We start from the raw sequence: 12,052 nt of genomic DNA on the forward strand, positions 1-12,052 counted from the left end.
TTTCCTCAAAAAAATTTCCATTAATTTCACCACATCCACTATTGATAATTGCTGGTACTGAAGCGGACACACGCTATTTTAGTGAAATGGCAATTGCAAGAGCGCAAGAGCCGAAAGAGCTATTCTTAATTAACGGCGCGACGCACGTTGACTTATACGATAGACCGCAGTTTGTTGGACCTGTAGTAGAACAGCTAGATAGTTTCTTTAAAAGATATTTATAGTCACACACATTATAAAAGGACAAAGAGATAAGAAGACTCTTTGTCCTTTTGCATTACCCACGCCCAGCTTGAAACGATGGGTATAAAGTCATTCCACCATCTGCAAATAACGTAATTCCAGTTACGTAACTCGCCTCTGATGAAGCGAGCCAAGTTGCTACTGCTGCGATTTCTTCAGGATTTCCAATGTAGCCCATCGGTATCATACTTTCTACGTCAGCACGTTTTTTAGGATCAGCAAACTTTTCAGCATTGATTGGCGTATTAATTGCACCTGGTCCAATATTATTTACTCGAATACCTTTTGGCGCATATTCTAACGCTAACGTTTCTGTCATAAGTTTAATACCGCCCTTACTTGCTGCATAGTGCACGAATAGTGGCCACGGAATTTTCTCATGAACACTAGACATATTAATGACAGATCCTTTAATGTCGTGTTCCACAAAATATTTAATCGCTTCACGACTTCCTAAAAATGCGCCTGTTAAATTTGTATTGATTACTTTATTCCAATCTTCTAACGGCATTTCATGCGACGGTACGGCGTTTTCTATTCCTGCATTATTAATCATAACGTCGAGCGTACCAAACTCTTTCACAGCAGATTGAATGAGATTCGCAACATCTGATTCAATCGTTACATCACCTTTTACAGCAATCGCTTCTCCGCCCACCTTTTTAATTTCTTCTAACACATCATTTGCTTCTGACTCTCGTGAGCGATAGTTAATAACCACTTTTGCCTTCTCCTTAGCAAATCGTACTCCCATCGCTCTTCCGAGACCAGTCGCTGATCCCGTAATAACTACAACTTTCCCTTCTAAATCGCTATACATTTCAATACCTCCTTTAACTTTTTGCAATCCCTAACATAATTCCGGCTGCGATAATAAAAACGATTCCAACAACAATCCCTGTTAATTGGCGTTTCGTTTTTCTTTCACCTAATATAAGAATCCCACCAAGCGTCGAAATAATAATTCCCATTTGTGAAAGGGAAAAGCTTGTTGCGACCCCGACTCTTGGCTGCGAAATGAATAAAAACATATTCCCAGCTGCCCAAATTAACCCTGGAATAATATTTCGTATCGCATATTTATTAAATGGATGATGTTTAAACGTAAGTAAAATACCTCCTAACACCATACCAACTGCTTGTGGTAATAAAGCCGACCAACCATCTACGTTAAATAGCCTAATAACTACTACGTAAACTAAATAACCGACTGTTGAAATTAATAAAATAATGATGCCTCTTTTAAAATTTGCTGCTTGCTCTGCATTTTTTTCTTCTTCACTTTGAAGTGATGTTAAAATAACACCGATAATAATACAAACGAGCGCCAAAACTCCAAGGACGACCGATATCGTCGTTGACCATTCATGAAACACGATAACCCCAAATAATGTTGTCGCGACTAATTGAAGCCCTGTTGAAATCGGCATCGTTCTGGAAACACCCATTAAATCAATACTTTTTAATTGATTCGCTTGACCAAGTGCCCAAAATAAGCCGGATACAATTCCAACTCCAATAACGGTCGGAGTTAATACCGGCTTCGTAAAAATATAAACAACAATTGAGAAGATAAGTGCACCGAACGTTGTACCGAGCGTTTGACTATACGGTCCCCCGCCCAGTTTCACGTTAAATAGCACAATACTCCCCCAAAATATAGCTGGTAAAATCGCTAAAAGTATATCCATCGCTCATTACCTTTCTCTACAAAATGTCATAGGTTACCGCTCTAAATCATTAGAATGAGCTTTTATTTTTTCGTTTTTCCGTGCACAAATCTTTTCTACAATAGCACCAGAAACATTCTTTTCTCGCTCCACTTTCTTTATCTTTACGTGATCTAAATTATCTTCCAAAGTAAGTGTAACTTTATCATTCGGCGGATTATGTGCACCCTGAAACGTAAGAAATTGTAGCGTCACTTCAAATCTAGGAATGAACTCATCTTTCTTGCCTAGACGCTTTATGTTTGTAACGGATTCACATTCATGTTGATCTTCTGTCACTTGCCTTATAACCGAGTAATATCGATTCAGTAACGCACTTTCTAAAAGCTGTTCCGTCGATTCTTTTGCCAAATAATTGCTTGGAGAAAAGAAAAAAACAGAACATATCATTGAAATCATTACACATATCTTTTTCATAACTTCCTCCTTTTCCTATAAGATAGTATTCTCCAAAACGCCATAAAAAAACGACTTTCCCTATGTAGGAAAGTCGTTTTTTATAGCAAAAATCCAATATTAACCACCACTCACTGGTGGTATTAGTGCAACTACATCACCAGATTGTATCGTATCATCTTCATTTGCGTACTCTTCATTAATCGCAACCATAATTGGCGCTGAAACTGGTACATTATATTCTTTCGCAACAATATCTTTTAACTCTGCAACAGTAATATCTTCTTTCTCTATTTGTAATTCACTCGTTCCTGCTTCTTCTTGCAAGTTCGCAAATAACAATACTCGAATCATATTTATAACTCCTTCCCAGGCTCTCCTGCTGGATATGGTGTTTTTTCTAATTGGTCACCAATCCATGAGTCACCATCTTCCCAAAACTCCTTTTTCCAAATTGGAACAATTTTCTTAATACGCTCCATAATATATTCATTCGCTTCATAAGCCTCTTTGCGATGAGGCGTTGATACAGCAACAACAACCGCTATATCAGAAATTTGCAGCGTGCCGATGCGATGCGTAATCGCAACATGTGTACCGGGCCACTTCTCCTTCACTTCTGACCCAATTTTCTGTAGCATCTTTTCTGCCATCGTCTTATAAGCTACATACTCTAAGTATAGTGTACGACGCCCTTTCGTAAACTCCCTAACTGTCCCGATAAATGTTGTAACAGCACCACATTCACGGCGAACTACTTTCTTTGTCACCTCTTCAATCGAGATTTCTGTATCAATTACTTCATAATACGTATTTATCATTTTGCACCCCTAGCCGTTTGTAAAAACCAGTCTATATACAATTTTTCTTCTGTTATATGAAATACTTTATATTCTTCTCGTACATTTGACGAAGTATCATACCACGTAATAACTGCCGCTATATTTTCTACTTTATGTAAAAGTTCAGCGTCTTCCGCAGAACGAAGTAACACTACTTTCGGATAGTTCTCAGCTTTATAGCCCTCTATTAAAATCGTATCTACTTCAAAAAATTCGTACAAGCGGATAATTTCTTGCAAGGACCATTCATCTCGCAAAGAGGACAAAGATAGTAATCCGGCACCTTCTACACTACTTACTACAGCACCAGCTTTTCTGTGTCTTTCACTATCTTTTTGCGCTACTTCAGGAAAGCCCCCGTGACCATGATGTTTAATTGTAGCAACCTTCATTTCTCTTTCAGCTAATGCATGTACCATCTTCTCTACAAGTGTTGTTTTCCCGCTATTTTGATACCCTACTATTTGTAAGATTGAAGAGGCTTTGCCCACGGCCAATCACTTCCCTCAGAGCATTCTAACAATAATACAGATACTTTCATTCCTACTTCAAATCCTCTCGTCCCTCCAGGCAGCACGATAAAAGCATTTGCATCCGCAAGTGAAGAGACTGCACTCGATTTATCTAAACCGACTGGCATCGCTTGTAGTGCCCCATTAACAATACTCGCTTTTGCTCTTACAAAACGAGTAAACGGATTTGGTTTCGGGAAATCTTTTTGTAAAATAGCATCAGTTCTATATACGTGAGGCTCCTTCACATGCAAATACGTTTTCATAATTGGATGCACAAATAATTCGAAACCTACATAACAAGCTGATGGATTACCTGATAAACCAAAGAGTAGCTTTCCATCAACTTCAGCTACTGTCGTTACACTCCCCGGTCTCATCGCTATTTTATTAAAGAGTACATTCGCCTGTAACCTTTCATAAATAGCTGGCAAATAGTCGTAATCCCCTACTGAAACACCGCCCGTTGTAATTAAAATATCAACCTCATCCATCGCTGATTTAACAGCTGTAAAACATGCATCTAACTCATCGGCAAGTTGCCCATAGTAACGCACTTTCCCGCCAGCTTTCATAATTTGAGCGGCAATCATGTAAGAGTTACTATTTCTAATTTTCCCTGGCTCTAACGCCTCATGCACTTCTAGTAATTCACTTCCTGTCGTTACAATACCGACAACAGGCTGTTTTACAACTTTCACAGTGCTATATCCAAACGTCGCTAATAATGCGGCAACACCTGGATTGATTACAACACCTTTCTTAACGAGGACTTGATTTTGTTTTATATCTTCTCCTTTAAATGACACATTGTCACCGTTTTGGAAAGGACGTTTTAACTTCATATATGTACTTTCGTTCCTCTCGAATCCTTCCGTCAGTTCTAGCATTACGACTGCATTGCAATCTTCTGGAATAGCTGCTCCTGTCATAATACGAACCGCCTGAAAAGCCCCTACTTCTTCTGTAAAAACAGATCCTGCTCCGATTTCCCCTATTACTTCAAATTCAATCGGCTGCTCTTGACTCGCTTCCTTCGTGTCTTCTGCTCGAATTGCGAAACCATCGTAAGGAGAACGATCAAAGTGAGGAACGTCGTGATCTGAGACAACATCCTCTCCAAGAATCCTACCATAACTTTCTGTAATAGAAACTTCTTCTACTTCACCATGCTTAGCATATTTCATAACCCGCTCTACAGCCTCAGCAACTTGAATCGGGATTCGTTTTTCTACCATTGTTTCTCACCTCATATTTGCAAAATATCTAATCTCGATTACACTTTATATATTAAATCGCAATTACTTCAAGGAGGAATTCCATGTCTTCATTCACACATTTCAACGACCAAGGGCGCGCTAAAATGGTTGATATAAGTGACAAAAAAATAACCGTTCGAACAGCAATAGCATGCTCTAGCATTCTCGTTACAAAAGAAATTTTTGATAAAATCTCACGCAACGAAATTGGTAAAGGTGACGTATTAGCCGTCGCACAAATCGCAGGTATTATGGCTGCAAAACGTACTTCTGATATTATCCCAATGTGCCATCCTTTATTATTAAAAGGTGTTGATGTCTCTTTCGATTGGAAACAGTCAGAAGAACAATATCGGCTACTTATTGAAGTAAAAGTTAAAACAGAAGGTAGTACCGGCGTTGAGATGGAAGCTTTAACAGCTGCTTCCGCTACCGCTCTTACTGTATATGACATGTGTAAAGCCGTTGATAAGGGTATGATTATTGGCGAAACGTACTTACTTGAAAAAACGGGCGGAAAAAATGGAGATTATATTAGAAATTCTTAATCCTACCTTTTCCATTTGAACCTAAAGGATTCCCCTTTAGGTTCAACCTATATATCTTGCATATAGTCGTTTCGCAACATTCATATCATTCGTACCATGAATAAACGCCCTGCCATCTGTAAATAAAACAAAACGATATTCTTCCACTGGAAATGATAATAAATACGGCGTTGCTTTTACATCCACACTTTTTTGTAAGCGCTTTTTAATTTCTTCTAAATTAAAACCCTGACGCACACCTGGACGGATTTGAACTGTATTTCGCCCACATAATACTTCTGTTTTCGTTTGTGCTTCAAATGTTAAACTCGGATATGTACGTAACTTTCCACAGGATAAACATGTATCCTTTTTCTGCCTATTCACTTTAAATGCCATCTGTTGATTATTCCAAAGATCAAATGATAGCATCGTTTCACGAAGTGCCTCAAAATCTTCTACTAATATTTTCAAGGCTTCCGTTATTTGATGTGCAACTACTAATTGCACTGCTGGCTGTATAATACCGGCCGTATCACATGTCGCTCCGCTCGCCGGATGTTCCATTAAACATCGAAAACACGGCGTTTTTCCTGGCAAGATTGTATAAGTTACTCCGTAGCTTCCAACGCATCCTCCGTATATCCACGGAACGTTATACATCTGCGATATATCATTAATAAGAAGGCGCGTTTCAAAATTATCTGTCGCATCTAATATTAAATCTACACCTTTAATTAACTCTTCCATTTCTTGCACCGTTACATCAGTCACAACCGGTACAATTTCTACTTCGGAATTAATTGCCTTTAAATGTTCTGCTGCCGCTATTGCTTTCGGTTTATAATGCTTTGCATCTTCTTCTGTATATAATTGTTGCCTTTGTAAATTACTCCATTCTACATAATCACGATCCGCAATTGTTATTTTTCCAACACCTGCTCTAACAATTGCTTCTGCATTCGCTGCTCCGAGTGCACCAGCACCGATAACGAGCACATGCTTCCCTCTTATTTTCCGTTGCCCTGCTTCCCCAACACCAGAAAATAACATTTGTCTTGAATATCGCTCTTGCATACGACATCCCCCTTTCTTATCCTCCTATATAAGACATTTCAATTTTCGGACGATTTTTCGCACTTTCTTCTGTCCGTTCATCTGAATATCGATCTTTTCTATTCTCCCATACATATTGTATAGCTTTTAATAACTCATTATCCGAAAGGTTCTCCCTCAGAAGTTTCCTTAAATCCATTCCTTCTGTTGCAAACAAGCAAGTATAAAACTTTCCATCTGCCGAAATTCTTGCTCTCGTACAAGAAGAACAAAATGACTCAGAAACAGAGGTAATAAAACCAACCTCTACATTCGTTCCAACGTATCGATACCGCTTCGCAACCTCACCAAAATAATGAGCTTCAGCTGGCTCAATTGGATACACCCCATGAATCATATCAATTAATTCTCGTTTCGTAATAACTTGATCAAAATTCCATCCATTCGTACTGCCAACATCCATAAACTCAATAAATCTAAGCGTGATTCCTTGTTCTTTAAAATACGTAGCAACCGGAAGTACTTGATGATCATTCATTCCTTTTTTCACAACCATATTTACTTTCACTTCAAGGCCTGCTTCTTTCGCTGCCATAATTCCTTTTAACACTGGCTTCGTATTCATATTCCGGCCATTAATTGCGCGGAACACATTATCATCTATCGCATCCAAACTAACATTTACTCGGTGTAACCCAGCTTCTTTTAACGCCTTCGCTTGCTTCGTTAAATGAATCGCATTTGTCGTTAATCCTATATCTACTAAACCGTCAATTTTCACGAGACGTTCGATAAGTTTTGTTAAGTCCTTACGGAGCAAGGGTTCGCCACCAGTAAGTCTAATTTTCCGTACACCGATGCTAACAAATACTTTTGCTAATCGCTCTATTTCATCAAATGTCAGTAAAAACTCATCTTTCAAAAAAGCATAATCAGGACCAAACACTTCCGCTGGCATACAATACGTACACCGTAAATTACAACGATCAATGACAGAGATGCGTAAATCTTGAAGTGGGCGTCCGAAAAAATCTTTAACCTTCTCCTGCATCGCCACTCTCCCTTTCTGCCAAATTTATACCTCTCTTCATTCTATTATAATATATTTTTGAACCGCGATGTTTTTGCTCAAGTGAATAAAGTGAAACTTTAATCAGTGGGGGTTTTGTCCATCCCCACTGATTATTAGCCCACAAATAGAGGGATAAAAAACCTTGAAACATAAAAGTTCCAAGGTTTTTTTGCTTATTAACTTAATCTAATAATAGTTAGAGTAGCTCCTGGCGTTGTCGTAGATAATGTAGCCACTGCAAGTAATCCAAATAACTGTAAACTAATAGCAGAGCCCGCAGCTAAATTACTAATAATTGTCGCATTAAATGAACCTGTAGCCACTGCCGGTGAATTTATTGTTCCTGCTAGCGGACTTCCATTTACAGTTATACGCGAACTTACAAGTAAAGCTGCCGTTATATTAATTGTGTAGGCTATATAATAATTACCTGCATTTGTAACGGTAAACACAGTATTTCCACCACTAACTGTTATTCCCGGTCCAATATTTTGATTGTTCGGTAATGGTATATTCGTACCGCCTAACAACACGGAAATAGCACTTCCTGAAGTATTATTTGCAAAGGAATACGTTGCAGTTGTACTAACTCCAGTCACCCCGGTCGCTCCAGTGGCTCCTGTTGCTCCTGTTGCTCCCGTTGGACCTTGAATTCCTTGTGAACCTGTCGCTCCTGTTGCCCCCGTTGGACCTTGAATTCCTTGTGAACCTGTCGCTCCTGTTGCCCCCGTTGGACCTTGAATTCCTTGTGAACCTTGCGCTCCTGTTGGACCCGTGTCCCCGGTTGGGCCTTGTGGACCTTGTAAACCTTGCGGACCAGTTGGACCTATTTCTCCTTGCACTCCTTGTATTCCGGTTGGGCCTTGTGGACCAGTCGGACCTTGCACTCCTTGTATCCCTTGAATGCCCTGTGGGCCTTGTGCTCCGGTTGCACCTGTTGCCCCTTGTATCCCTTGTGGGCCTTGATTTCCTTGGATTCCTTGAGGACCGGTTGGACCTTGGATTCCTTGCGGGCCTTGAATTCCTTGCGGCCCTTGATCTCCCGTTGCTCCAGTTATACCTTGGATCCCTTGTGGACCTTGAACACCTTGCGGACCGGTTGGGCCTATGTCTCCTTGTACTCCTTGTATTCCTTGTGGACCCTGCAGCCCCGTTGCTCCGGTTGCACCAGTTACTCCAGTTGCTCCGGTCACACCCGTCGCCCCTGTTGCTCCCGTATCTCCTACTCCTCCCGTTACACCTGTCGCTCCTGTCGGACCAGGTGGTCCACCTGATGGACCTGTCACTCCCGTCGGACCTGATGGACCTGTTGGGCCAGTCGGTCCGGCTGGTCCACCTGATGGACCAGTTACACCTGTTGGACCAGTTACTCCAGTTGCTCCTGTAGTCCCTTCCCCTGTCACCCCTGTTGTACCCGTATCTCCAGTTACTCCTGTCGGACCTTGGATTCCTTGAATTCCTTGTGGGCCTTGCACTCCTTGCGCACCCGTCGGTCCTTGAATTCCTTGGATACCTTGAACTCCCTGTGGACCCATTGGACCTGTTGGACCTATATCCCCTTGAGTACCTTGCACTCCTTGCGGGCCCTCTGGACCTGTTGCTCCTATATTCCCTTGAACACCTTGAACTCCAGTTGCTCCTTGTGCTCCGGTTGCTCCTGTTATACCTTGAATCCCTTGTATTCCCTGAATTCCTTGTGGACCTTCTGGACCTGTTACTCCTATTGGTCCTTGAATTCCTTGGATTCCTTGTGGGCCCTCTGGACCAGTTGCTCCAGCTGGTCCTGGCACTCCTTGTATTCCTTGCGGACCCTGAAGTCCTTCTGGGCCTTCTGGGCCTGTTGGTCCTATATCACCCATTGGCCCTTGAATTCCTTGGACTCCTTGTGAGCCTGTGTCCCCGGTTGGACCAGGTACCCCTTGGATTCCTTGTGGGCCTTGATCTCCTGTTGCTCCTGTTATACCTTGAGGTCCTATGGCCCCTTGTATACCTTGCGGACCTTGATCTCCAGTTGCCCCCGTTATCCCTTGAATTCCCTGAACCCCTTGGATTCCTTGTTCACCAGTTACTCCTGTCGGACCTGGAATACCTTGAATACCTTGCGGACCTTCTGGACCCGTTGGTCCAATTGGCCCTTGAACCCCTTGTATTCCTTGCAGGCCCTGTGCTCCTGTTTCTCCTGTACTTCCAGTCGGACCTGTATTTCCAGTCACTCCCGCACTTCCAGTTACTCCAGTATTTCCAGTCGCTCCCGTCGCACCTGTACTTCCACTCGGTCCACCTCCTGGCCCTGTCGCACCAGTTGCTCCAGTCGGACCTGGAGGTCCTCCAGATGGGCCAGTTATCCCTGTTGGACCTGTTATTCCAGTCGGACCACTAATCCCCTGACCAGTCGCTCCTGTTGCTCCCGTATTTCCACTCGGTCCTTGTGGGCCTTGTATCCCTTGAGCTCCTTGTATTCCTTGTGAACCTGTTGCACCCGGTACCCCTTGCACTCCTTGAATTCCTTGAGGTCCCTCTGGCCCGGTAGCTCCAATCGGCCCCTGTAATCCCTGTATCCCCTGTATACCTTGTGCCCCAGTCGCTCCGGTCGGACCAATTGGACCTTGTAACCCTTGCACTCCTTGAGGTCCTGTCGCTCCTGTTTCTCCCTGTGGTCCCCTTAATCCTTGTGGTCCCTGCTGTCCTTCTGGTCCTGTTGCACCCATTTGTCCAGCTGGTCCTTGAATCCCTTGCACTCCTTGAGGTCCTGTCGGGCCCATATCCCCCATCGGACCTTGAAATCCCCTTGGTCCTTGTGGGCCAGTCGGGCCTTGTGGACCGGTTGGACCAGTAATCCCAATGCCAGTAAATCCCGTTGGAACGGGAGGAAAAGTAGGTCCAATAAGATTCGGTGAAATTCTGAAATTAGAGTTTAATGAATTTTGTCTATCGCGCTCTTTCACACTTTCACCACCTACACACCATCTTTTTTACTTTAAACAAACCTCTTCTTCTTAATATGTATTTACAAAAACAATCTCAAAGACTATTTTTATTCTAAATAATAAAAACTCCCTTAATTCCTTAAGGGAGTCCAGCAACTGAATCCATATTATCTGTATTAGGGACAGCTTGCGATATACTCGACATATTTGCAACTTGCCCCATATTTGTTCCCGTTACAGTACCAGCAGGGGTACCTCGTGTATAGGTTGTCGTCACCGAATCTCCCGGTTGTAAACAAAGCTTCGTCTCCGTCCCTATTACTGTAACAACGTCAATCCAAGTGCACCCCATTGAACCACTATACGATTTCGAAGCAGTAAATGAAGTATCACTCAAATTATCCCCTGTAAATATATTCCCAGTATTATTAACGATAATAAATTCTTTAATACGTGCAGGCATACTTACACTCTACCTTTCCTTTATGCACCTAATGTACGTGTACTCGTCGCTAATGGCGGAAGAAACACTGATGTTCTAATCACAGCTTCTGGCTGTCGTTTCCCATTTAAAAAAACAGCCGCACTCGATCCTCCAGCACCAGCATATATTTTTGCCACAGCTAAAGGTGAGATATCATAACAGTCGCCAACATTAACAGCTCCTGTATTATTTATAATTTTTACTTTACGCATGTTAATTCCCATTTCGCCTCCCCCTTTTGTATACTGTATGCAAAAGAAAAAAACTTGAAACAGACTCGTTTCAAGTTTTTAACAATTAACTATTTCGTTTCACCTTCATATTGAAGCATACCGCCAACCATATTCACCGTTTTAAATCCTTGCTCATTTAAATAATGGCATACATTTTCACTACGCATTCCCGAACGGCAAATAAAGATATATTCATTCTCTTTCTCAAAGAAATCTACTTTATTTGGAATATCGCCCATTTTAATATGTACAGCTTCCGGAATTTTCCCTGCCGCTACTTCTTCATCTTCCCTTACATCTACTAAAAATAATGTTTCTCCATTTTCTAAACGCTCTTGCACTTCTTCTGTAGTAATTGTTTTTACTTCTGTCATATGTAGTTCCTCCTTATATACAATAAAACCTTCAGTTTCTTCTTTAAACAATCATTTCTCATCAATTTTAGCATGCGAAGGAAGGAACGCAAAGAATGGAACATTTATTTCTCAATTTCCCCGCAAAACTTATTCTTTACAAACATAACTGGCGCATTGTATCCTCAATATACTTGTTTGATGAAAGGAGCCAGTTAAAATGACACTTTTTCTTTTCATTATGGGCATCATTTTCTTAGTTTTTGCAGTTATTGCTCTTAGTATGAAAAATAATAAAAAGATAAAATCCCCTCAAGAAATGTCATTCTTATTTCTATTACTTAGTATAGCTTTCTTCGGTTTATCAGTCGCTTCATATATTTTCCGTCTGCAAATCATGTAAAAAAAGGTGCCTACT

At 41.4% G+C, this 12,052-nt stretch carries 17 protein-coding genes; 3 read left to right on the plus strand and 14 right to left on the minus strand.

Annotated elements, in window-relative coordinates; genetic code table 11:
- The first annotated feature begins 86 nt into the window (after window positions 1-86).
- Window positions 87-224 carry a hypothetical protein gene (locus QCI77_RS24005; protein ID WP_353825536.1) on the plus strand — a complete coding sequence of 46 codons (138 nt, stop codon included), beginning with the start codon at window positions 87-89 and terminating at the stop codon, window positions 222-224.
- Window positions 225-277: 53 nt separating this feature from the next.
- On the opposite strand, the gene QCI77_RS24010 is transcribed toward QCI77_RS24005, so the two are convergent.
- From QCI77_RS24010 to QCI77_RS24040, 7 genes are all read right to left on the minus strand, one after another.
- The gene (locus QCI77_RS24010; protein ID WP_193645446.1) at window positions 278-1,063 is read right to left on the minus strand and encodes a glucose 1-dehydrogenase; all 786 of its coding nucleotides are present in this window, start codon (window positions 1,061-1,063) and stop codon (window positions 278-280) included.
- 13 nt (window positions 1,064-1,076) lie between these two features.
- On the minus strand, window positions 1,077-1,934 hold the full coding sequence (gene glcU, locus QCI77_RS24015) for a glucose uptake protein GlcU (RefSeq protein ID WP_353825537.1): 858 nt from the start codon (window positions 1,932-1,934) through the stop codon (window positions 1,077-1,079).
- A 33-nt stretch (window positions 1,935-1,967) separates the two neighbouring features.
- Window positions 1,968-2,390, minus strand: coding sequence for a DUF3888 domain-containing protein (locus tag QCI77_RS24020; RefSeq protein WP_353825538.1), 423 nt, complete (start codon window positions 2,388-2,390; stop codon window positions 1,968-1,970).
- 99 nt (window positions 2,391-2,489) lie between these two features.
- Window positions 2,490-2,723: a molybdopterin converting factor subunit 1 gene (gene moaD / locus QCI77_RS24025; RefSeq protein ID WP_353825539.1), complete on the minus strand. Its 234-nt coding sequence runs from the start codon at window positions 2,721-2,723 to the stop codon at window positions 2,490-2,492.
- A gap of 2 nt (window positions 2,724-2,725) precedes the next feature.
- Window positions 2,726-3,190: a molybdopterin synthase catalytic subunit MoaE gene (gene moaE, locus QCI77_RS24030; RefSeq protein ID WP_002164944.1), complete on the minus strand. Its 465-nt coding sequence runs from the start codon at window positions 3,188-3,190 to the stop codon at window positions 2,726-2,728.
- Complete coding sequence (mobB, locus tag QCI77_RS24035) at window positions 3,187-3,708, minus strand: molybdopterin-guanine dinucleotide biosynthesis protein B (protein WP_353825540.1); 522 nt, start codon at window positions 3,706-3,708, stop codon at window positions 3,187-3,189. Before mobB ends, moaE begins: the two co-directional genes overlap by 4 nt.
- Window positions 3,672-4,961 carry a molybdopterin molybdotransferase MoeA gene (locus QCI77_RS24040; RefSeq protein ID WP_060750862.1) on the minus strand — a complete coding sequence of 430 codons (1,290 nt, stop codon included), beginning with the start codon at window positions 4,959-4,961 and terminating at the stop codon, window positions 3,672-3,674. The genes mobB and QCI77_RS24040 overlap by 37 nt, the downstream gene beginning before the upstream one ends.
- Window positions 4,962-5,044: 83 nt before the next feature.
- On the opposite strand from QCI77_RS24040, the gene moaC reads away from it, so the two are divergent.
- Window positions 5,045-5,530, plus strand: coding sequence for a cyclic pyranopterin monophosphate synthase MoaC (gene moaC / locus QCI77_RS24045; RefSeq protein WP_002129484.1), 486 nt, complete (start codon window positions 5,045-5,047; stop codon window positions 5,528-5,530).
- A 42-nt stretch (window positions 5,531-5,572) separates the two neighbouring features.
- Here moaC and QCI77_RS24050 read toward each other — a convergent pair whose 3' ends face one another.
- The 7 genes from QCI77_RS24050 to QCI77_RS24080 form a co-directional block, all read right to left on the minus strand.
- On the minus strand, window positions 5,573-6,586 hold the full coding sequence (locus QCI77_RS24050) for a molybdopterin-synthase adenylyltransferase MoeB (RefSeq protein WP_002190938.1): 1,014 nt from the start codon (window positions 6,584-6,586) through the stop codon (window positions 5,573-5,575).
- A 16-nt stretch (window positions 6,587-6,602) separates the two neighbouring features.
- Window positions 6,603-7,616 (minus strand): GTP 3',8-cyclase MoaA, encoded by a 1,014-nt coding sequence (gene moaA, locus QCI77_RS24055; protein WP_002138702.1) that lies wholly within the window; start codon window positions 7,614-7,616, stop codon window positions 6,603-6,605.
- Window positions 7,600-7,788, minus strand: coding sequence for a hypothetical protein (locus QCI77_RS24060; RefSeq protein ID WP_002089074.1), 189 nt, complete (start codon window positions 7,786-7,788; stop codon window positions 7,600-7,602). The genes moaA and QCI77_RS24060 overlap by 17 nt, the downstream gene beginning before the upstream one ends.
- Window positions 7,789-7,813: 25 nt before the next feature.
- Window positions 7,814-10,582, minus strand: coding sequence for a BclA-related collagen-like exosporium protein (locus QCI77_RS24065; protein WP_353825541.1), 2,769 nt, complete (start codon window positions 10,580-10,582; stop codon window positions 7,814-7,816).
- 121 nt (window positions 10,583-10,703) lie between these two features.
- Window positions 10,704-11,027: a hypothetical protein gene (locus QCI77_RS24070; protein WP_353825542.1), complete on the minus strand. Its 324-nt coding sequence runs from the start codon at window positions 11,025-11,027 to the stop codon at window positions 10,704-10,706.
- Window positions 11,028-11,047: 20 nt separating this feature from the next.
- A complete protein-coding gene (locus QCI77_RS24075) occupies window positions 11,048-11,272 on the minus strand; it encodes a spore germination protein (RefSeq protein WP_000512595.1) in 225 nt (74 codons plus the stop codon).
- 77 nt (window positions 11,273-11,349) lie between these two features.
- Window positions 11,350-11,655 (minus strand): rhodanese-like domain-containing protein, encoded by a 306-nt coding sequence (locus tag QCI77_RS24080; protein WP_000141214.1) that lies wholly within the window; start codon window positions 11,653-11,655, stop codon window positions 11,350-11,352.
- 199 nt (window positions 11,656-11,854) lie between these two features.
- On the opposite strand from QCI77_RS24080, the gene QCI77_RS24085 reads away from it, so the two are divergent.
- Window positions 11,855-12,037: a hypothetical protein gene (locus QCI77_RS24085; protein ID WP_002015640.1), complete on the plus strand. Its 183-nt coding sequence runs from the start codon at window positions 11,855-11,857 to the stop codon at window positions 12,035-12,037.
- Window positions 12,038-12,052: the final 15 nt, after the last annotated feature.

Source organism: Bacillus cereus group sp. MG9 (assembly GCF_040459995.1).
GTDB classification, from domain to species: domain Bacteria; phylum Bacillota; class Bacilli; order Bacillales; family Bacillaceae_G; genus Bacillus_A; species Bacillus_A mycoides.